This is a genomic window from Cellulomonas humilata (assembly GCF_030814415.1).
Lineage (GTDB): Bacteria > Actinomycetota > Actinomycetes > Actinomycetales > Cellulomonadaceae > Cellulomonas > Cellulomonas humilata_A.
The window spans coordinates 153,409-175,078 of sequence record NZ_JAUSVB010000007.1; the positions used below are offsets into that span (position 1 = coordinate 153,409).

At 71.5% G+C, this 21,670-nt stretch carries 14 protein-coding genes; 11 read left to right on the plus strand and 3 right to left on the minus strand.

What is annotated here, in order from left to right; all coding sequences use genetic code 11:
- Window positions 1-19: 19 nt before the first annotated feature.
- A complete protein-coding gene (locus tag J2X26_RS21240) occupies window positions 20-1,666 on the plus strand; it encodes an FAD-binding dehydrogenase (RefSeq protein ID WP_307494703.1) in 1,647 nt (548 codons plus the stop codon).
- Here the strand turns inward: J2X26_RS21240 and J2X26_RS21245 are convergent.
- The gene (locus J2X26_RS21245) at window positions 1,663-3,090 is read right to left on the minus strand and encodes an NAD(P)/FAD-dependent oxidoreductase (protein WP_307494704.1); all 1,428 of its coding nucleotides are present in this window, start codon (window positions 3,088-3,090) and stop codon (window positions 1,663-1,665) included. The two genes, J2X26_RS21240 and J2X26_RS21245, sit on opposite strands and share 4 nt — an antisense overlap.
- On the opposite strand from J2X26_RS21245, the gene J2X26_RS21250 reads away from it, so the two are divergent.
- From J2X26_RS21250 to J2X26_RS21260, 3 genes are all read left to right on the plus strand, one after another.
- Entirely contained in the window at window positions 3,089-5,245 is a 2,157-nt protein-coding gene (locus J2X26_RS21250) for an alpha-1,4-glucan--maltose-1-phosphate maltosyltransferase (RefSeq protein ID WP_439897887.1), read from the plus strand. The genes J2X26_RS21245 and J2X26_RS21250 overlap by 2 nt on opposite strands.
- Before the next feature lie 86 nt (window positions 5,246-5,331).
- Window positions 5,332-7,008, plus strand: coding sequence for a maltose alpha-D-glucosyltransferase (gene treS / locus J2X26_RS21255; protein ID WP_307494725.1), 1,677 nt, complete (start codon window positions 5,332-5,334; stop codon window positions 7,006-7,008).
- A complete protein-coding gene (locus J2X26_RS21260; protein WP_307494706.1) occupies window positions 7,005-8,255 on the plus strand; it encodes a maltokinase N-terminal cap-like domain-containing protein in 1,251 nt (416 codons plus the stop codon). Before treS ends, J2X26_RS21260 begins: the two co-directional genes overlap by 4 nt.
- Before the next feature lie 7 nt (window positions 8,256-8,262).
- On the opposite strand, the gene J2X26_RS21265 is transcribed toward J2X26_RS21260, so the two are convergent.
- On the minus strand, window positions 8,263-9,501 hold the full coding sequence (locus J2X26_RS21265; protein WP_307494707.1) for an ROK family transcriptional regulator: 1,239 nt from the start codon (window positions 9,499-9,501) through the stop codon (window positions 8,263-8,265).
- 206 nt (window positions 9,502-9,707) lie between these two features.
- Between J2X26_RS21265 and J2X26_RS21270 the strand changes: the two genes are divergently transcribed.
- From J2X26_RS21270 to J2X26_RS21280, 3 genes are read left to right on the plus strand one after another with little or no spacing between them, the layout of a single operon-like run.
- Complete coding sequence (locus J2X26_RS21270) at window positions 9,708-11,030, plus strand: ABC transporter substrate-binding protein (RefSeq protein ID WP_307494708.1); 1,323 nt, start codon at window positions 9,708-9,710, stop codon at window positions 11,028-11,030.
- Window positions 11,031-11,040: 10 nt separating this feature from the next.
- Entirely contained in the window at window positions 11,041-12,015 is a 975-nt protein-coding gene (locus J2X26_RS21275; RefSeq protein WP_307494709.1) for a carbohydrate ABC transporter permease, read from the plus strand.
- Complete coding sequence (locus J2X26_RS21280) at window positions 12,012-12,836, plus strand: carbohydrate ABC transporter permease (RefSeq protein ID WP_307494710.1); 825 nt, start codon at window positions 12,012-12,014, stop codon at window positions 12,834-12,836. Before J2X26_RS21275 ends, J2X26_RS21280 begins: the two co-directional genes overlap by 4 nt.
- Before the next feature lie 50 nt (window positions 12,837-12,886).
- Here the strand turns inward: J2X26_RS21280 and J2X26_RS21285 are convergent, their stop codons facing one another.
- Window positions 12,887-15,025: an alpha-galactosidase gene (locus J2X26_RS21285; RefSeq protein WP_307494711.1), complete on the minus strand. Its 2,139-nt coding sequence runs from the start codon at window positions 15,023-15,025 to the stop codon at window positions 12,887-12,889.
- Between the two features lie 198 nt (window positions 15,026-15,223).
- On the opposite strand from J2X26_RS21285, the gene J2X26_RS21290 reads away from it, so the two are divergent.
- The 4 genes from J2X26_RS21290 (at window position 15,224) to J2X26_RS21305 (ending at window position 21,398) form a co-directional block, all read left to right on the plus strand.
- On the plus strand, window positions 15,224-17,740 hold the full coding sequence (locus tag J2X26_RS21290) for a glycoside hydrolase family 2 protein (protein WP_307494712.1): 2,517 nt from the start codon (window positions 15,224-15,226) through the stop codon (window positions 17,738-17,740).
- A gap of 31 nt (window positions 17,741-17,771) precedes the next feature.
- Window positions 17,772-18,626, plus strand: coding sequence for a LacI family DNA-binding transcriptional regulator (locus tag J2X26_RS21295; RefSeq protein ID WP_307494713.1), 855 nt, complete (start codon window positions 17,772-17,774; stop codon window positions 18,624-18,626).
- A gap of 60 nt (window positions 18,627-18,686) precedes the next feature.
- Window positions 18,687-20,867 carry a 1,4-alpha-glucan branching protein GlgB gene (gene glgB / locus J2X26_RS21300; protein WP_307494714.1) on the plus strand — a complete coding sequence of 727 codons (2,181 nt, stop codon included), beginning with the start codon at window positions 18,687-18,689 and terminating at the stop codon, window positions 20,865-20,867.
- 84 nt (window positions 20,868-20,951) lie between these two features.
- A complete protein-coding gene (locus J2X26_RS21305; RefSeq protein WP_307494715.1) occupies window positions 20,952-21,398 on the plus strand; it encodes an AAA family ATPase in 447 nt (148 codons plus the stop codon).
- Window positions 21,399-21,670: the final 272 nt, after the last annotated feature.

The window sequence follows — 21,670 nt, forward strand, 5'->3', positions numbered from 1 at the left end:
ACCCAGTACGGTACGAGTCATGACGCACTCCGATGTCGTGGTCGTCGGCGCGGGCCTCGCCGGGCTCGTCGCCACCACCGAGCTGCTCGCCGCCGGTCGCCGGGTCACCCTGCTCGACGCCGAGCCCGCCGCGAGCCTGGGCGGTCAGGCGTTCTGGTCGTTCGGTGGGCTGTTCCTCGTCGACTCCCCCGAGCAGCGCCGCCTCGGGGTGAAGGACTCCGCGGAGCTCGCGCTCGCCGACTGGTTCGGCTCCGCCGACTTCGCCGACGACGGCTCGGACCGCTGGGGCCGTGCGTGGGCGGAGGGCTTCGTCGAGTTCGCCGCGGGCGACCTGCGGTCGTGGCTGTACGCCCAGGGCGTGCGCTGGTTCCCGCTGGTCCAGTGGGCCGAGCGCGGCGGCTACCTGGCCGACGGGCACGGCAACTCCGTGCCGCGGTTCCACGTCACGTGGGGCACCGGGCCGGGCATCCTCGAGCCGTTCGTCCGCGCCCTGCTCGACGGCCGCCGCGAGGGCCTGGTCGACGTGCGGTTCCGCCACCGGGTGACCGGCCTGGTGACCACCGACGGCCGTGTCACCGGCGTCCGGGGCGACGTGCTGGTCCCGGACAGCGCCGAGCGCGCGGTGCCCAGCTCACGCTCCGTGCAGGAGCCGTTCGAGCTGTCCGCGAGCGCGGTCGTCATCGCCACGGGCGGGATCGGCGCCAACCACGACCTGGTCCGCTCGACGTGGCCGGCGTCCGCGGGCCGGCTCCCGGCGAGGATGCTGTCGGGCGTGCCCGACCACGTCGACGGCTCCGGGATCGCCGCCGCGAAGGCGTCCGGCGCCGCCGTCGTGCACGAGGACCGCATGTGGCACTACCCCGAGGGCATCACCAACCACTCTCCGGTGTGGTCGCAGCACGGCATCCGCATCCTCGCCGGGCCGAGCAGCCTGTGGCTCGACGCCGACGGGCATCGGCTGCCCGCGCCGCTGTTCCCCGGCTTCGACTCCCTCGGCTCGCTGACGCACATCACCGAGCGTGGCGACGACCACTCGTGGTTCGTGCTCGACAAGACGATCCTCGGGTCGGAGTTCGCGCTGTCCGGCTCGGAGCAGAACCCGGACCTGACCGGCAAGGACATGAAGCTGCTGCTGGAGCGCGTGAAGCCGGGTGCGGTCGGCCCGGTCGAGGCGTTCGCGGAGAAGTCCGACGAGTTCCTGTGGGCGGACACCCCCGCAGATCTGGCCGCCAAGATGAACGCGCTGTCCGGCTCCGACCGGATCGACGCCGCTGCCCTGGAGCGCACGATCGTCGCGCGGGACCGGCAGGTGGAGACCGGCCTGGGCAAGGACCCGCAGGTCGTCGCGACGGCGATGGCGCGGCGCTACATCGTCGACAAGCTCATCCGCGTGGCCAAGCCGCACCGGCTCCTCGACCCCGAGCACGGACCCCTGCTCGCCGTCCGGCTCTCCGTGCTGACCCGCAAGACGCTCGGTGGCCTGCACACCGACCTCGAGGGCCGTGTCCTGCGCCCTGACGGCGAGGTCCTGCCCGGCCTGTGGGCCGTCGGCGAGGCGTCCGGGTTCGGCGGCGGCGGCGTGCACGGCCACCGCGCGCTCGAGGGGACGTTCCTGGGCGGCTGCCTGTTCACGGGCCGGACGGTGGGCAGGGCGCTGGGCACCTAGGGTGTGTCGACCCGAGGGTGGTCGGGCAACGTGGCCGTCCGGGTGATGACCTCAGGAGCCGGCACCGCCGGGCCGTAGCCGTGCCGCCGCGCGCGCAACGCGGCCCGGAGCAGCCCGGGCCGCACGAGCAGGAGCGGTGACGCCATCAAGTGGTAGACGCGGGCGACGGTCGACTGCGCCAGCACGTCACCGTGGCTCGTGAGCCGGTCGAGCTCCTGGGTCCACCGGCCGAGGAGCGCCTGGAGCGGCGACGGCCGGGTATCCGTGGAGTAGCGGAGGTCGCTGCTCGTCGCGACCGCCCACGGCAGCGCGGCGACCCGCACGAACCGGCGCAGGATCCGGCGCTCGTCCCCCGCGGCGAGCCCACGACGCAGCGCGTCCCGCAGCACCAGCGCCTCGCACGCGGCGACCGTGACACCTTGCCCGTACACCGGGTTGAACGCGCAGAGCGCGTCGCCGACGACGAGCAGGCCGGGCGGCCAGTCGCGCACCCGCTCGTAGTGGTGCCGGCGGTTGCCCGTCTGGCGGTGCACGACGACGTCCCCCTCGGGGGTGCCGGCGCGCGCGAGCTGCGCGACGGCGTCGTGCCGCAGCCCGTCGAGGAACCGGGTGAAGCCCTCTGCGTCGCGCGGCGGCCGCAGGTCGCCGGCGCCGATCGCGCCGACCAGCCAGCGCCCGTCCTCGACGGGCAGGGCGATGCCCCCCGCGGGGTCACGCGGGGTCTGGAGCACGACGACGCCCGGCGGCACGACCTCGACCCCGTCCATGGCGTAGCGGCGGGCCGCGTAACCGATGTGGGCGTCCACCTCGGAGACCTCGGCCGCCCGGACCCCGGCGGCGGCGAGCCACACGGGCAGGCGCGAGGACCTTCCGGTCGCGTCGACGAGGAGGTCGGCGGCGAGCGTCAGCCGCTCGTCGCTCGCGGCACCGTCGGCGGCATCCGACCCGGCGACGCCGTCCACCCACCAGGCCGGCTCGTCCGGTCCCGCGCCACGGCGGAGCCGCTGCACGCGCACGCCGTCGCGGACCACGACGCCGGGCAGCGCTCGCACCCGCTCCAGCACGACGTGCTCGACGAGGGGACGCGTGGCGGACAGCAGCGGGAACTGCCGCCGCCCGGTCGAGCCCCAGCCGAACTCACCGAGCCAGGCGAGGTCCCCGCTGTCGAACGAGACCGCACCCGCCGCCTGCATCTCGCCCCGGAACCCGGGGAGCAGCTCCTCGATCGCCAGCAGACCGCGATGGAGGTAGACGTGGAGCAGCCGTCCCTGCGGCACACCGGGCCGCGCGGCCGGTTCGGTGGGCAGCACGTCACGCTCGACGAGCGTGACCGTGCGCCCGGGAGCTGCCGCGGCCGCGGCGGCGAAGGCGCCGGCAAGTCCCGCGCCGAGCACCACGACCCGGCTCGGCCGCCGTCGTCCCATGGGTCCCCCTCCCACGTCGCCGTCCCGGCACAGTCTTCCGCGTGGCACGGGCGGCGTCGCCACCCCGTCCGTTCTCGCCGCGCGACGGCGCTCCGGATGCCCGCGACCTGGACCTACGGATAGGTTCGGGAGCGTGACGATTCGCCCCGTGCCTCTGGGCACCTCTGTCGGACGCATCCCCGTCGTCGATGTCTCCCCCGTGGCCGAGGCCGGCCGGTTCCCCGCCAAGGCCGTCGTCGGTGAGGCGGTGCCCGTGCGGGCCACCGTGTTCCGCGAAGGACACGACGCCGTCGCCGCGACGGCGGTGCTCACCGACCCCACCGGTGTCGACCGTGCGAGCGCCCGGATGGTCGACATCGCGCCCGGGCTGGACCGCTTCGAGGCCCGCCTAGTGCCGACGAGCACGGGCGACTGGACGTTCCGCGTCGAGGGCTGGTCGGACCCGTACGGCACGTGGGTGCACGACGCCACGATCAAGGTCGAGGCAGGCGTCGACGTCGAGCTGATGCTCGCCGAGGGCGCCCTGCTGCTGGAGCGGGCGGCGGCGCGCACGGGTGCCGACGCGATGTCGAAGGCCGCTGCCCGGGTCCTCAAGGACGCGGTCATGGGGCTGCGCGACGTCCGCGACACCCCCCAGGCGCGCCTCGGGGCGGGGCTGTCCGGCAAGGTGCACGCGGCCCTCGCGGAGCACCCGCTGCGCGACGCGGTGACGCGCTCGCCCGCCTACCCGTTGACCGTCGACCGCCCGCTCGCCCTCGCCGGCTCCTGGTACGAGCTGTTCCCGCGCTCGCAGGGCGCGAAGTACGACCCCACGGCCGGGAAGTGGGTGTCGGGGACGCTGCGCACGGCGGCCCTCGACCTGCCGCGGATCGCCGGCATGGGGTTCGACGTCGTCTACCTGACGCCCGTGCACCCCATCGGCGAGACCTACCGCAAGGGCCCGAACAACTCGCTCTTCGCGGACCTGGGCGACCCGGGCTCCCCGTACGCGATCGGCTCCCCCGCGGGCGGGCACGACGCGATCGAGCCGACCCTGGGCACGTTCGACGACTTCGACGCGTTCGTCGCCGCGGCCCGGGACCTGGGCATGGAGGTGGCGCTCGACATCGCGCTGCAGTGCTCTCCCGACCACCCGTGGGTGACCGCGCACCCGGAGTGGTTCACCACGCGCGCCGACGGCACGATCGCGTACGCGGAGAACCCGCCGAAGAAGTACCAGGACATCTACCCGCTGAACTTCGACAACGACCCCGAGGGCATCTACACCGAGATCCGGCGGGTCCTGCAGGTGTGGATCGACCACGGCGTGACGCTGTTCCGCGTCGACAACCCGCACACCAAGCCGCTGAACTTCTGGGCGCGGATCCTGGAGTCGGTGCGCGCCGACCACCCCGACGTGATCTTCCTGTCCGAGGCGTTCACGCGGCCGGCCATGATGCAGACGCTGGCCAAGATCGGCTTCCACCAGTCGTACACGTACTTCACGTGGCGGAACACGAAGGACGAGATCACCGAGTACCTCGCGGAGGTCTCGGGCGAGCAGGGCGCGTGGATGCGGCCCAGCTTCTGGCCGACGACGCACGACATCCTGCCGCCGTACCTGCAGGCCACGGGCGTGCGCGGCTTCGCGGTCCGCGCCGTGCTGGCTGCGCTCGGTGCACCGACGTGGGGCATCTACTCGGGCTACGAGCTGGTCGAGGACGTGCCGCGGCCTGGCGTGGACGAGCAGATCGACAACGAGAAGTACGAGTTCAAGGTCCGCGACTGGTCGAAGGCCGACGCCATCGGCATCAACCTGCTGCTCGGCCGGCTCAACGAGCTGCGGCACACCCACCCGGCACTGCGGCAGCTGCGCAACCTGCGGGTTCTCCCGACGTCGGACGACGCGCTCGTCGCGTTCGCCAAGCACCTCGACGCCGAGCACTCCCCCACGGGCCGCGCCGACACCATCGTCGTGATCGTCAACCTCGACCCGTGGAACGCCCGCGCGGGCTCCGTGACCCTGGACCTGCACGCGTTCGGGCTGGACCCGGACCGGCCCGTCGTCGCGCACGACGTGCTGTCCGACGAGACGTACGAGTGGGGCCAGTCGGTCTTCGTCCGGCTCGACCCGATGATCCGCGCGGCGCACGTGGTGAACCTGGTGGCGCCGTGACCGAGACACCCGGGACCGGTCGGCACGCGCGCGAGCCCGCACCGACGACTGCGCAGATCATGCTGCCCGGGCGCCGCCAGCCTGCGATGCCGCACGCCGTCGAGGTCCCCGGAGCGTTGACCGAGGACCGCGAGTGGTACCGGACCGCGGTGTTCTACGAGGTCATGCTCCGCACGTTCTCCGACTCGTCGGGTCAGGGCAGCGGTGACCTGCGCGGCCTCATCGACCGGCTCGACTACCTGCAGTGGCTCGGCATCGACTGTCTGTGGCTCCCGCCGTTCTACCCGAGCCCCCTGCGCGACGGCGGGTACGACGTCGCCGACTACACCGCGATCGCCGGCCAGTACGGCACGATGGCCGACTTCACGGAGCTCATCGAGCAGGTGCACTCGCGCGGGATGCGCATCGTCGTCGACCTGGTGATGAACCACACCAGCGACCAGCACCCGTGGTTCCAGGCGTCCCGCTCCGACCCCGAGGGGCCCTACGGGGACTTCTACGTGTGGAGCGACGACAACACCCGCTACCAGGACGCGCGGATCATCTTCGTCGACACCGAGACGTCCAACTGGACCTTCGACCCCGTCCGCCGGCAGTTCTTCTGGCACCGGTTCTTCGGGCACCAACCCGACCTGAACTTCGAGAACCCGCGCGTGGTCGAGGCGATGATGGACGTCGGCCGGTTCTGGCTCGGCATCGGCGTCGACGGCTTCCGCCTGGACGCGGTGCCGTACCTGTTCGAGGCCGAGGGCACCAACTGCGAGAACCTCCCGGAGACGCACGCGTTCCTGCGCAAGGTCCGGGCGATGATCGACGAGGAGTTCCCCGGGCGGATCATGCTGGCCGAAGCCAACCAGTGGCCCGAGGACGTCGTGCACTACTTCGGCACCGAGGAGGAGCCGGAGTGCCACATGTGCTTCCACTTCCCCGTGATGCCGCGGATCTACTACTCGATCCGGGACCAGAAGGCCACGAGCATCGTCGAGATCCTGGCCGACACCCCGCCGATCCCGGACAACGGCGCCCAGTGGAGCACCTTCCTGCGCAACCACGACGAACTCACGCTCGAGATGGTGTCCACCGAGGAGCGCGCGTCCATGTACGGCTGGTACGCGCCCGACTCCCGGATGCGCGCGAACGTCGGGATCCGGCGCCGGCTCGCCCCGCTGCTGGACAACTCCCGCAAGGAGATCGAGCTCGCGCACGCCCTGCTGCTCTCCCTGCCGGGCAGCCCCTGCCTGTACTACGGCGACGAGATCGGCATGGGCGACAACATCTGGCTGCCCGACCGCGACGCCGTCCGCACCCCGATGCAGTGGACGCCGGACCGGAACGCGGGCTTCTCCACGGCCGACCCGGGCAAGCTCTACCTGCCCCTCGTGCAGTCGCTGGTGCACCACTTCAGCCACACGAACGTCGAGGCGCAGCTGGCGCAGCCGACGTCCCTGCTGCACTGGGTGCGCGGCATGCTCACCGTCCGGCGGCAGCACCCGAGCCTGGGCGCCGGCGAGTTCGAGGTGCTGCCCTGCGACAACGACTCGGTCCTCGCGTTCTGCCGGCACACCGCCGACGAGACGATCCTCGTCGTCGCCAACATGGCGTCCACCGCGCGCGCGGCCACGGTGAAGATGCCCGCCCGTGCGGGCTGGTCGGTGCACGACGTCTTCGGCGGTGCCCCGTTCGCCTCCGTCGGCACCGACGGGTCCGCGTCGTTCACCCTCGGCTCGCGCGACTTCTACTGGCTGGAGCTGACGGCCCCGTGAGCCTGATCGCCCGCACGTCCCCCGACGACGCACGCCTGCTCGAGGTCCTGCGGGGCTGGCTGCCGACGCGTCGCTGGTTCCCCGCCAAGGGCGCGAGCACGGACCTCTCGGCGGTGGGCTCGTTCGCGCTCGCCGACGACGTCACGGTCCTGCTGGTCCGCGTGCGGGCGGGGTCCATCGACGTGGTCCTGCAGGTGCCGCTCGTGCTCGTCGACGGCGCCGACGACGAGGCGATCGGTGTCCTCGACGGTCGTAGCGTCCTCGACGGGGCCGGTCATCCCGCGTACCTGCGCGCCTGGCTGGCCGCCGCCGACGGACCGGGTGCCGACGTCGACGTCGACGCGGCACGCGTCGTCACCGGCGAGCAGTCCAACACGTCGGTGATCCTGCCGGGAGCCCGCCCCGGCATCCTCAAGGTGCTGCGCGCCGTCGCCGCCGGCGAGAACCCCGACGTCGACGTCCCGCGTCACCTGGTCGCCGTGGGCTGGCAGCACGTCCCGGCGCCGCTCGCGTGGCTCCAGGGACAGTGGCCCGGGCCCGACGGCTCCCTGGTGACGGGCTACCTCGGGGTGCTCGCGTCGTTCGTCGACGCCGCCGAGGACGGGTTCGAGCTGGCCTGCGCGTACGCGGCCCGGGGCGAGTCCTTCGCCGCGGCGGCCACCGACCTGGGTGCGATCACCGCGAGCATGCACGTCGCTCTCGTGTCGGCCTACGGGGTGGACGCGTCGGACCAGGGGCCGCAGGAGGTCGCCCGCGCCGTGGCGGGGCGGTTCTCGTGGGCGTTGTCGGCCGTCCCGTCGTTGGCCCGGTTCGCGGACGGCGTCGCCGACGTCGTCGCGCAGGTCCGGAGCCTGCCGACGGCTCCTCCCCGGCAGCGCGTGCACGGCGACCTGCACCTCGGTCAGGTGCTCCGGTCGCACGACACCTGGTTCATCATGGACTTCGAGGGTGAGCCGCTGGCCCCTCTGGAGCAGCGCACGCGTCCCGACCTCGCGCTGCGCGACCTCGCCGGGCTGCTGCGCTCGGTGGACTACGCCGCCGCCGTCGGTGGTCTGACGGGTGCCGACGCCGCGGCCTGGACGGCCGACGCCCGCGACGGGCTGCTACGCGGCTACGGAGGCGGCGACCAGACCCTCCTGCGCGCCCTGGAGCTCGACAAGACGCTCTACGAGGCCGTCTACGAGTCGCGCAACCGGCCGACGTGGCTGCCGATCCCCATCGCGGGCCTCGAGCGCCTGACGCGCTGACTGCTCGTCAGCCGGCGGTGACCTCGAGCGGGAGCTCCAGCGGCATCCGCACGCCGACCTGCCGCGGCGCCAGCTCGCTCTGCAGCACGAGGGCGGCTGCGCCGACGGCTGCGGCCTCCGGTGCGTTCGAGGAGATGGTGACGCGGACCGGGTGGCTCCCGCGGGCGAAGAACGACTGGCCGAGCCGACGCTCGATCTCGGGCAGGTACAGCGAGCCCGCGAGCGCGAAGGCCGGTCCCGTGAGGATGACGAGCTCGAGGTCGAGCACGTTGGCCAGGGTCTGCGCCGCGACGCCGAGGTAGCGCGACGAGCGCTGGAGCAGCTGCAGCGGGACGGCCTCGCCGCGGCTGGCGGCACGCGCGAGCGACCCGAACTTCTCGGCGATGTTGCGACCCGGCATCTCGAGCCCGGCGTCCTCAGCCGCGGCGACGACGGCAGCCGGACCAGCGAGCACCTCGACGCACCCGATGCTCCCGCACCAGCAGGTCGGGCCGTCCAGGTCGACGCAGATGTGCCCGATCTCGCCGGCGTTCGAGCTGGACCCGCGGTAGACGGTGCCGTCGACGATGATCCCGGCGCCGATGCCGGTGCCCATGTAGAGCGCCGCGAACGCCGACCCGGTGGCGATCCCGCCGGACCAGTACTCGCCGATCGCCGCCGCCGTCGCGTCGTTGTCCAGCAGCACGGGCAGCCCGAGCGCGTCCTCGAGCGCGGCACCGAGCGGGAACTCGGCCCACAGCTGCATCACGGGCGGGGTGAGGGTCATCCCGGCGGACGCGGAGATGGGTCCGGGCGAGACGACGCCCACCCCCAGGATCCTGTTGGGGTCCACCCCGACGCGCGTGATGGTCGTGCGGATCTCGGCGGCGATTCGTGCGACGACCTCGCGCGGGTCGTCGGACCCGGCACCGGGCCGCCGCCAGCGCGCGACGATCGCGCCGCCGAGGTTGGCGATGACGTAGGTGATGCCGGCGTGGTCGAGGTGGACGCCGACGGCGTAGCGCGCCGACGGGTCCAGCTGCAGGAGCATGCGCGGCTTGCCGCCGGTGGACTCGGCACGGCCGACCTCGAGCACGAGGCCGTCGTCGATGAGCCGCCGCACCACCGTGGAGATGGTGGCCGCGGTGAGCCCCGTCGCGCGCGTCAGCTCGACCCGGCTGATCGTCCCGGCGGCCCGGATGAGATCCAGGATCGCCGACCGGCTGCTCGCGTGCGCGGCGCCGAGACCCGGCTGGGAGCCGCTCACCAGTCCTCCTTCGTGGGGTGTCCCCCTCGTCGCACACCATAACGATCCGGGTACGGCACGAGGCTTCTAGGACACGCCCGTTGACTAACTTTGTTCACTTGCCTAAGAATGCCACCCGGAGCACAGTGCACTCGACCCCCGAGCCGCCGTGCCTCATCAGACCCTGGTCGGCACGCGGAGGTGCCGGCCCGACGAGAGGATCAACGATGTTCCCTCAGAAGCGACGCACCCGCCTCATGGCGTTCGCGGCCGCCGGCTCGCTCCTCGCTCTCACCGCCTGCTCGTCCGGTGGCGGCAGCAGCGACGAGGCCAACGACGACGGCACCCCCTCGGGTGAGATCACCGTGCTCACCTGGCGCACCGACCTCGTCGAGGACGGCACCTTCGACACGTACGTCGAAGAGTTCAAGGCCAAGTACCCCGAGGTCACGGACGTCACGATCGAGGGCCTCACCGACTACGAGGGTGAGGTGAAGACGCGCATGAACACCGACAACTACGGCGACGTGCTCGCGATCCCCGGCTCGGTGACCCCGGACCAGTACGGCGACTTCTTCGAGCCGCTGGGCACCCAGGAGGAGATCGGCGCCGAGTACCAGTGGATCAACGACAAGTCCTTCGAGGGCCAGTCGTACGGCATCCCCGTCGTCGGCAACGTCCAGGGCTTCGTCTACAACAAGCGCGTCTGGGAGGAAGCCGGGATCACCGAGTTCCCCGACACCCCCGAGGCGTTCCTCGACGCGCTCCAGGCCATCAAGGACAACGGGGTCGAGGTCGCACCCCTGTACACCAACTACAAGGACGGCTGGCCGCTGTCGCAGTGGGACGGCTGGCTCGGCGCGGTCACGGCCGACCCCGACTGGAAGAACAAGATCGTCGAGTCCGACACCCCCTGGACCGAGGACAGCGACTACGGCGTCGTCGACGGACTGATCTACGACGCCGTCGCCCAGGGCCTGACGGAGGCCGACCCGACGACCACCAACTGGGAGGAGTCGAAGCGGCTCCTGGGCACCGGCGACGTCGCGACGATGGTCCTCGGCTCGTGGGCCATCCCGCAGATGGCAGCCGCCGCGGAGGCGGCCGGTGCGAGCGGCGAGGACATCGCGTACGCCCCCACGCCGGTGCAGGTGGACGGCAAGTTCCACTCCGTCGCCGGTGGTGACTACAACCTCGGCATCAACGTGAACTCGAAGAACAAGGCGACCGCGCGCGCGTGGATCGACTGGTTCAACCACGAGTCGGGCTTCTCGGAGTCGCAGGCCGGCCTGTCGCCGATCATCGACGGTCCTGTCCCTGCGGCCCTGGAGAGCTTCGTCGACCAGGTCGAGCTCATCACGCTGAACCCGGCGCCCGAGGGCAAGGAGTCCCTGTTCGCGGACATCGACACGGCGTCCGGCATCGTCACGACGGACCCGAAGTTCCGCCAGAAGAACATCGACGACGCCCGTTCGAGCGCTCGTACCAAGCAGCAGATCTTCGACGACCTCAACGCCCAGTGGGCCGAGGGTCGAGCCTCGGCCGGCTGAGGTCTCTCCCATGACGACCGCTCCCTCGGGTCTCACTGACCCGACGACGGCGGCCGCGCAGAAGTCCGACGCGGTCCGCACCCCCCGGAAGCCCCGGGGCGGTGCGGGCCGCGGCACCGCGTGGTATCGCCGGCTCACGCCGTACTACTTCCTGCTGATCCCTGTCGGGCTCCTGCTTCTTCTCACGTTCGCGCCCGTCATCAACATGTTCTGGTACTCGGCCACGGACTGGGACGGACTCGACAAGACCAAGAACGTCGTGGGCTTCGACAACTACGTCGAGGTCTTCACCGACCCGGACAACGTCCGCGTGTTCTACGTCTCGCTCTACTACTTCGTCGCCTCGTTCGTGCAGATGGCGATCGCGCTGTACTTCGCCACGATCCTGTCGTTCAACACCCGGTTCAGGAACCTGTGGAAGGGCATCCTGTTCTTCCCGTACCTGATCAACGGGGTCGCGATCGGCCTGATCTTCCTGAACTTCCTGAAGCCGGGCGGCGGGATCGACACGATCCTCATGGCGGCCGGCCTCGAGAGCCTCATCCAGCAGTGGACGGGCGATCCCGACGTCGCGAACTTCTCGCTGGCCGGGGTGTCCGTGTGGCGCTACATGGGCCTGAACTTCGTCATGTTCCTCGGCGCGATCCAGTCGATCAACGCCCAGGTCTACGAGGCGTCGGAGCTCGACGGGGCCAACCGGTGGCACCAGTTCCGGTACATCATCCTGCCGTCGATCCGCCCGATCATCGGCCTGTCGCTGATCCTCGCGATCTCCGGTGCGCTCTCGGTGTTCGAGGTCCCGTTCGTCATGACGGGCGGCGCCAACGGCACGGAGACCTTCGTCATCAGGACGGTCTGGATGGCCTTCAACCGCAACATGGTCGGCCTGGCCTCGGCGATGGCCGTGGTCCTCCTGCTCATCGTGCTGATCGTGACCTGGATCCAACGCCGGGTGATCCCCGAGGAGGAGGTCGACCTCACATGATCCGTGCAGCTACCAGCACCGGGAAGTACGTCTCCCTGGTCGTCGCCTCGATCGTGATGCTGCTGCCCCTGGGCCTCATCCTGTTCGGGTCCTTCAAGACGAGCCAGGAGTTCCTCTCGACGGGCCCGATGACCCCGCCGACCGACTGGGGCAACATCGAGAACTACGTCACGGCGTTCACCCGGGGCAACATGCTCCAGGCCTTCGGCAACACCGTCTTCATCTTCGGCGCCGCGATCGTCGGCACGATCCTGATCGGTGCCGCCACGGCCTACGCGCTCGACCGCTTCCGCTTCGCCGGACGCGCCACCGTGCTCGGGCTGTTCCTGCTCGCGACGCTGGTCCCCGGTGTCACGACGCAGGTCGCGACGTTCCAGATCATCAACGGGCTGGGACTCTACGACTCCCGCTTCGCGCTGATCCTGCTCTTCATGGGCACGGACATCATCTCGATCTACATCTTCCTGCAGTTCATCCGGGCGATCCCGAAGTCCCTGGACGAGGCCGCGATGATCGAGGGAGCCGGGCACCTGAGGATCTTCTTCCAGATCATCCTGCCCAACCTCAAGCCGGCCATCGCGACCGTCGTCATCATCAAGGGCATCGCGATCTACAACGAGTTCTACCTGCCGTTCCTGTACCTGCCGTCGAAGGACCTGCGGCCCATCTCCACCACGCTGTTCGACTTCAAGGGCCCGTACGGCTCGCAGTGGGAGATCATCTCGGCAGGCGTGGTCATCACGATCATCCCGATCCTCGTGCTCTTCCTGTTCCTGCAGCGGTACATCTACAACGGCTTCACGTCGGGCGCGACGAAGTAGTCCACGCGCACGAGAGGGGGCAGCCGGTCGGGCTGCCCCCTCTCGTCGACTCAGGCGCGCGTCGCCCGCACCAACGCGATGCGCTCGGGCAGCTGCAGCGGCGCCTCGAGCCCGACGCCGGAGAGCAGCCGGCCGGGCAGCCGCACCCCCTCCGAGGTCCACCACGCCGGTGCGTGGTCGACGTCGTCGCCCGGAACCTGCGGGCGGACGTCGTAGAGCGCGTCGGGGTCGAGCCCCGGCAGGGTGACGCGCGGTAGTGACGTGCTCGTCGAGCGGCCCGTCATCGCCACCGCGTACAGAGCGTCGGCGCGGTCCTGCGCGACCACGCCGTGCACCGCCAGGACGGGGTCGACGACGTCGGCGTGCACGGCCGTCCCGGTGTGCAGCAGCGGCCGCAGCTCCTTGTAGAGGGCGATCCACGCGCCGAGGTCGGCCAGCTGCGCCTCGTCGGCCTCCTGCAGGTCCCACTCGATCCCCAGGTGCCCGAACAGCGCGGTCGCCGCCCGGAAGGACAGGGCGTGGCGACGGCCCGTGCTGTGCGCCGTGCCGGAGCCGACGTGCGCGCCGATGAGCTCCAGCGGGATCAGCAGGTTGGTCCACCGCTGGATCTGCTGGCGCTCGTAGGCGTCGATGCAGTCGCTCGCCCACACCCGGTCGGTGCGCTGCAGGATCTCCAGGTCGACGCGCGCTCCGCCCGAGGAGCAGGACTCGATCTCCACCCCGGGATGCAGTGCGCGCAGCTCGTCGAGCAGCCGGTAGATGGCCAGCGTCTGCCCGTGCACCCCGGGCGCTCCCCCGTGGCCCGCATCGACGAGGTCGCGGTTGTGGTCCCACTTGAGGTACCCGATCGGGTACTCGGTGAGCAGGGCGTCGAGCCGCTCGAGGATGTGCGCGTAGGCGTCGGGCACGGCGAGGTCCAGCACCTGCTGGTGGCGCGCCTCCCGGGGCAGCCGCGACGGCACGCGCAGCATCCAGTCGGGGTGCGCGCGGGCCAGGTCGGAGTCGGGGTTGACCATCTCCGGCTCCACCCAGAGGCCGAACTGGAGCCCGAGCCCGGTGACGTGCTCGACCAGCGGGTGCAGCCCGTCGGGCCACACGTCGGCCGACACGTACCAGTCGCCGAGCGCCCGGGTGTCGTCGCGGCGGTCCCCGAACCAGCCGTCGTCGAGCACGAACCGCTCCGCACCGACGGCTGCCGCGGCGTCCGCGAGCGCGGTCAGCCGGCCGAGGTCGTGCTGGAAGTAGACGGCCTCCCAGGTGTTCAGCGTGACGGGCCGCGGCGAGCGCGGGTGCTGCGGCCGCGCACGCATCCAGGCGTGGAACCGGCCGGCCAGCGCGTCGAGCCCCGTTCCCCACGACCCGTAGACCCACGGGCTGGCGTAGGACTCGCCGCGACCCAGCCGCACCTCGCCCGACCCGAGGAGCTCACCGCCGCCGAGCAGCCCCGGGTGGTAGTGGCTGCGCTCGGCGAGCGAGCGGTGGTTGCCGGACCAGGCGGTGTGCAGCCCCCAGACCTCGCCGGTGCGGTTCGCGAAGCCGGCCGTCCCGGCGACGAGCACGAACGCGGCGTCGTAGCCCGTGCGTCCGCGCCGGTTCTCGCGCAGCCGGGTGCCGTGGGTGAAGGCCGTGCGCTGCGGGCTGCGTTCGCGCGCCCAGCGCCCGGTGAAGTCGAGCAGCTCGGTCGCGACGGCGGGGACGGGCAGCGTGAGCAGCAGCCCGTCGAGGCTGAAGACCTCGTCGGCGTCGTTCGTGAGCACGGCCCGCTGGCGGACCAGGCCCTGCGCGGTGAGCTCGAGCACGAGCCTCAGGACGAGCCGCGCGGCGTCGTCGACCGCGTCCACGGTGAGCCGCTGCGTCCCGTCGTCCGTCGTGACGACCTCGTGGGTGCGCACGGCGAACAGCGTCGAGAAGTCCTGCCCGGCCCGGCTCCCGACCAGGCCCGGGGTGCCGAGGAACCCGGCCGACTCCTGCGGCAGGACCGCGACCTCGACCTGGCCGTCGACCGGGAACCCGTGCGCGACGACGTCCCACGCCCGGCGCGCGGCCTCGAGCGCCGGACCGTCCAGCTCGCCGAGGTCACCGCCCCAGTGCAGGATCCGCGGCAGGGTCCCACCGCTGAGGTCGACGACGAGGCTCACCCCCGCGGCACGCAGGTGCAGGAGCTCGGAAGGGAGGGCGGCAGCGGTCACGAGAGGCGTCTCCTGGTCGGGCGGGGCGGGATCGGTGCAACGCTACGTCGCTGCGTCATTGACTTACTTTATTCAGTTGTCTAAGAATGACTCCAGGGTACTTGCCAGACGATCGGCCCCTCCCCGGGGGGAGCCGACGATGCCCGTCGCGAGGATGCGGCGGACACGCGCCGGACCCCCGGACCCAGGAGCTCGACGATGAACACCCAGGACCTGTACGACGGCTGGTCGCTGACCGCTGTCGCCGGCCCCGTCCCGACCGACCTCGACGGCCGTCGCGTCCGCGCCCGCGTGCCGGGCACGAGCCACACGGCCCTGCTCGAGGCCGGCCTCATCCCGGACCCGTACCTCGACCGCAACGAAGAGGTCCTGGCGTGGATGCGGCGCACCGACTGGGCGTACGAGCGCGACCTGGACCTCGCACCGGTCGCTGCCGACGAGCGCGTCGACCTCGTCTTCGACGGCATCGACACGGTCGCCACCCTCACGTTCGACGGGCAGGAGATCGGCCGGACGGCCAACCAGCACCGCTCGTACCGCTTCGACGTCCGCGACCTGGTCCGCCCGACGACGCAGCGCCTGCGCGTCCTGCTGCAGTCCGCCCTGGTCCACGCCGAGGCCGAGGCCGAGCGCCTGGGACCGCGCCCGCTCGCGTACCAGCAGCCCTTCAACATGGTCCGCAAGATGGCCTGCTCGTTCGGCTGGGACTGGGGACCGGACCTGCAGACCGCGGGCCTCTGGCGGCCCGTGACGGTGGAGCGCTGGACGGTGGCCCGCCTCGCCGGCGTCCGTCCGCTCGTCACGGTCGACACCGACGGCACCGGCCGCGTCGAGGTGCACGCCACGATCGAGAGGTCGGGGCTCCCCGGAGGCGACGTGCCGCTCACCGTGCGGGCCCGCGTCGCCGGCGCCGACGTCGCCGTGACCGTGCCGGGAGACGCCGACTCGGCAGCCGTCGTCCTCGAGGTTCCCCACGCCCCCCTGTGGTGGCCCGTCGGCCACGGCGCACAGCCCCTGTCGGAGCTCACGGTCGCTCTCGTGGGGGCCGACCCGGCGGAGCCGCTCGACACCTGGACCCGCCGCATCGGCTTCCGCACCGTCGAGCTGGACACCAGCGCCGACGACCACGGCACCGCCTTCACCTTCCGGATCAACGGCCGCCCGATCTTCGTCAAGGGCGCCAACTGGATCCCCGACGACCACCTGCTCACCCGCATCACTCGCGAGCGGCTCGCGCACCGCCTCGACCAGGCGGTGGACGCCAACCTCAACCTCGTCCGCATCTGGGGCGGCGGGATCTACGAGTCCGAGGACTTCTACGAGCTCTGCGACGAGCGCGGCCTGCTGGTCTGGCAGGACTTCCTGCTGGCCTGCGCGGCGTACCCCGAGGAGCAGCCGCTCTGGGACGAGCTCGAGGCGGAGGCCCGCGAGCACGTCGCCCGGCTGACCCCGCACCCGTCCCTGGTGCTCTGGAACGGGGGCAACGAGAACCTCTGGGGGTTCATGGACTGGGGCTGGCAGGAGGACCTCCAGGGACGCACCTGGGGCTTCCGCTACGCCACGGAGCTGCTGAAGAACGTCGTCGCGGAGCTCGACCCCACCCGTCCCTACTCCGACGGGAGCCCCTACTCTCCCGGCGCCGCGCTCACCGACGTGCACCCCAACGACCCCGACCACGGCACCTTCCACCAGTGGGAGGTCTGGAACCGCGTCGACTACCGCGTGTACGGCGACGACGTCCCCCGCTTCTGCTCGGAGTTCGGGTTCCAGGGCCCGCCGACGTGGGCCACCCTCACCCGCGCGGTGCACGCGGACGACGGCGGCCCGCTCACCAAGGAGGACCCGACGTTCCTCCTGCACCAGAAGGCCGACGACGGCAACGGCAAGCTCGACCGCGGCATGGCGCCCCACCTCGGCGTCCCCGACGACTTCGCGGACTGGCACTGGGCCGCCCAGCTCAACCAGGCGCGCGCCGTCCGGTTCGCCATCGAGCACTACCGGTCCTGGTGGCCGCGCACGGCGGGCTCGATCGTCTGGCAGCTCAACGACTGCTGGCCGGTGACCTCGTGGGCGGCGATCGACGGCGACGAGCGCCTCAAGCCGCTCTGGTACGCGCTCAGGTCCGCCTACGCGACGCGCCTGCTCACCGTGCAGCCGCGCGAGGGTCGCGAGGTCCTCGCGGTGGTGAACGAGACCTCCGTCATCTGGCAGGGCATCGTCCGCCTGTCCCGCCAGCGGCTCGACGGCACCGTCCTGTCCGAGGAGGACCTCGCGCTCGCCGTCGGGGCCTGGTCCGTCGGCCAGTTCGCCCTGCCCGCCACGGTCGCGACTCCCGCCGACGCCTCCCACGAGGTGCTCGTCGTGCGTCTCGGCGGCATGCAGACGGTCCACACCTGGGTCGAGGACGTCGACCTGAGGCTCGACGCGAACGCGCTGCGCGCCTCGGTGACCCCCGTCCAGGACGGTTACCGCGTCGACGTGACCGCGACCTCGCTCGCCCGCGACGTCACGCTCCTCGTCGACCGGCTCGACCCGGACGCGGTCGTCGACACCGCCCTCGTCGACATCCCGGCGGGTGCCACCGCCTCGTTCCACGTGCGCACCCGCGGGACGTTCGACCCCGCGGACCTCACCCGTGCCCCCGTGCTGCGCTCCGCCAACGACGTGGTGCTCCCTCGGGTCGGCGCACGTGACCTCACCCAGTCGCCAGCCTGAACGAGGTCCCACCGCAGGTACGCTCGCGTCCATGGCACATGGGCTCGATGCGGTGGGACTGGTTCTTGCTCGGCCCGCCCGCATGCTCGGCTTCGAGCCGTTCTTCATGGAGCTCATCGGCGGCATCGAGGAGTCCCTCGCCGCCGAGGGACGCTCGCTCCTGCTGCATGTCGTCCCCGATCACGACGCGGAGATCCGCACGTACCGGCGCTGGGGCGAGGGCAAGCTCGTCGACGCGGTCGTGGTGGTCAACATCGCACTTGAGGACGCCCGGCTCGACGTCCTGGGCGAGATCGGCATCCCCACCGTGGTCGTCGGCGGCCCGAGCCCGGACCTGGGATTCGCCAACGTGTGGATCGACAACGCCGAGGCCATGCGGACCGCGGTGACCCATCTCGTCGGCCTCGGCCACCGGCGCCTCGCCCGCGTCAGCGGACCCCGCCACCTGGCGCACACGCAGGCACGGACCGACGCGTTCATGGGTGAGTGCGCCCGACTCGGCGCCCACGGCGCGGTCGTGGAGGGCGACTACGGGGAGGAGTCCGGCACCCGCAGCACCCGCGCGCTGCTCGGCCGGGGCTCCCCGCCGTCCGCGATCATCTACGACAACGACGTCATGGCGGTGGCGGGCCTCGGCGTCGCCCACGAGATGGACGTCGCCGTCCCCGACCGGCTGTCGCTGCTCGCCTGGGACGACTCGGCCCTGTGCCGGCTGTCCCATCCCGCCCTGTCCGCCATGAGTCTCGACGTGCACGCGATGGGCGTCCAGGTGGCCGACTGCGTGCTCAACCTGCTCGCCTCCGGCGCCGTCCGGTCCTACACGGCCCCCCTGCCCCGCCTCGTGGCGCGCGGGACGACCACCACAGCGCCTCGCGACGACGGCTGAGGCGCAGGTCACCCGAGGGACAATCCTGCGCGGAATCCCCGCGGGTGGTTGGGTAGGGGCATGAGCCCGGCCGCCCCCTCTCCGGTTCCCGTCGACATCGACACCCTGCGTACCGTCGCCCACGGGGCGTACTACGCACCACACGACGTCCTGGGCCCGCACGTCGGGGGTGGGGGCATCACCGTCCGCACCCTCCGCCCGCTCGCCGAGTCGGTGGTCGTGGTCACGTCCACGACGCGGGTCGCGGCGCGCCACGAGCAGGACGGGATCTGGGTCGCGGTCCTGCCGGGAGCGGACGTCCCGGACTACCGCATCGAGGTGACCTACGACGGGCACACCAGCACCGTCGACGACCCCTACCGCTTCCTGCCCACCGTGCAGGAGCTCGACCGCCACCTGGTGCGCGAGGGTCGCCACGAACAGCTCTGGACCGTCCTCGGCGCCAACGTGCGCACCTACCCCGGCGAGCTCGGCGAGGTCAGCGGCACGTCGTTCGCCGTCTGGGCGCCCAACGCCCGTGCCGTGCGCGTGGTCGGCGACTTCAACTACTGGCAGGGCGCGTCGCACGCGATGCGGTCCCTGGGCGACAGCGGTGTCTGGGAGGTCTTCGCCCCCGGCGTCGGCGCCGGCGCCCGCTACAAGCTCGAGGTCCTCGGCAACGACGGCTCGTGGCGGCAGAAGGCCGACCCGCTCGCGCAGGGCACCGAGGTGCCGCCCGCGACGGCCTCCGTGGTCGTCGAGTCGCGCTACCGCTGGACCGACGACGCGTGGCTGGCTGCTCGCGCCGCCCGGGACCCGCACACCGCCCCCATGAGCGTGTACGAGGTCCACCTGGGCTCGTGGCGGGTCGGGCTGTCCTACCGCGACCTGGCCCACCAGCTGACCGAGCACGTCGTCTCCCTCGGCTTCACCCACGTGGAGCTGCTGCCCGTCGCCGAGCACCCCTTCGGCGGCTCCTGGGGCTACCAGGTGTCGTCCTACTTCGCTCCGACCTCACGCTTCGGGCACCCCGACGACTTCCGCTACCTGGTCGACACGCTGCACAAGGCCGGCGTCGGCGTCATCGTCGACTGGGTCCCCGCCCACTTCCCCAAGGACGAGTGGTCCCTGGCGCAGTTCGACGGCACCCCCCTCTACGAGCACCCGGACCCTCTCCTCGGTGAGCACCCCGACTGGGGCACCTACGTCTTCAACTTCGGCCGCTCGGAGGTCCGCAACTTCCTCGTGGCCAACGCCACCTACTGGCTCGAGGAGTTCCACGTCGACGGTCTGCGCGTCGACGCCGTCGCCTCGATGCTCTACCTCGACTACTCCCGCAAGCCCGGCCAGTGGCGGCCCAACCAGTACGGCGGCCGCGAGAACCTGGACGCCATCTCGTTCCTCCAGGAGGCCAACGCCACGGCCTACCGGCGCACCCCGGGGATCATGATGATCGCCGAGGAGTCCACCGCGTGGCCCGGCGTGACCGCCCCCACCGACGGCAACGGCCTCGGGTTCGGCCTGAAGTGGAACATGGGCTGGATGAACGACACCCTGCGCTACATGGCGGAGGAGCCCGTCCACCGGCGCTACCACCACAACGAGATCACCTTCTCGATGGTCTACGCCTACTCCGAGCGCTTCGTGCTCCCCATCAGCCACGACGAGGTCGTCCACGGCAAGGGCTCGCTCTACGAGCGCATGCCCGGCGACCACTGGCAGAAGCTCGCCGGCGTCCGCCTCCTGCTCGGGTACCAGTGGACGCACCCCGGCAAGCAGCTCCTCTTCATGGGCAGCGAGTTCGCGCAGCAGACCGAGTGGGCCGAGTCGCGCTCCCTCGACTGGCACGCCCTCGACGACCCGGCACACCAGGGCGTCATGCGTTCCGTCGCCGACCTGAACCGGGTCTACAAGGACACGCCCGCCCTCTGGCAGCTCGACCACTCCCCCGACGGGTTCGAGTGGATCGACTCCGACGACGCCTTCCGCAACACCCTCGCGTACCTCCGCAAGGGGTACGACGCCCCGCCCGTCGCGGTCGTCATCAACTTCGCCGGCATCCCGCACGAGGGCTACCGGCTCGCCCTGCCCCGCGGTGGTCGGTGGCGCGAGATCTTCAACTCCGACTCCGAGGCGTACGGGGGTTCCGGCGTCGGGAACCTCGGCGAGATCGAGGCCCTCCCCGAGCCCCACTACGGCCGCCCCTACTCCGCGTCGATCCGCGTCCCTCCGCTGGGCGTCGTCGTCTTCGAGGCCGGCTGACACGCCGACGGCACAGCACGAACAGCAAGGGGGAGCCCACAGGCTCCCCTTTCTGTCTCCACGTCAACGGCTACGGTCGAGACCATGTCCAGAGTGCTGGTGACCGGCATGTCCGGCGCAGGAAAGTCGACGCTCCTGGACGAGCTGAGCCGCCGCGGCCACCGCACCGTCGACACGGACCACGACGGCTGGGTAACCGCTGCAGGAGTGTGGGACGAGCCGCGCATGACACGCCTGCTCGCCACAGAGAATGAGGTCGTCATCTCCGGGACCGTCGAGAACCAAGGCCATTTCTACGACCGGTTCGAGCACGTGATCCTGCTGACCGCTCCGCTGGACGTCCTGCTCGCGCGCGTGGCGACGAGGACGACCAACCCCTACGGCAGCACACCTGAGGAACGCGCCGAGATCGCGGAGTACGTCCGCACGGTCGAACCGCTCCTCCGACGCGGCGCCACCCTGGTGCTCGACGGCCGGCGGCCTCTCGACGAGCTGGCCGACGTCGTCGAAGCCCTGCTCACGACGTCGTGACGTACGGCCGGCTCCAGGCGCGAGCCGCTCACAAGGCATTCCTCAGCAGGGCCAGCACGCCCGACATTGCGCGCACAAGGCCATTCTGGGGGGAAACAGTGCCAGCCACCGGCAATGTGGCTCGACTGCTTCGATGACAACAGAAAGAGCCACCGGCGAGGGTGGCTCGACTGTTCCGGGAAACAGAAAGAGCCACCCCCGTAGGGGTGGCTCTTCCTGAATGATGTCCGGCGGCGTCCTACTCTCCCACACCCTGGCGAGTGCAGTACCAT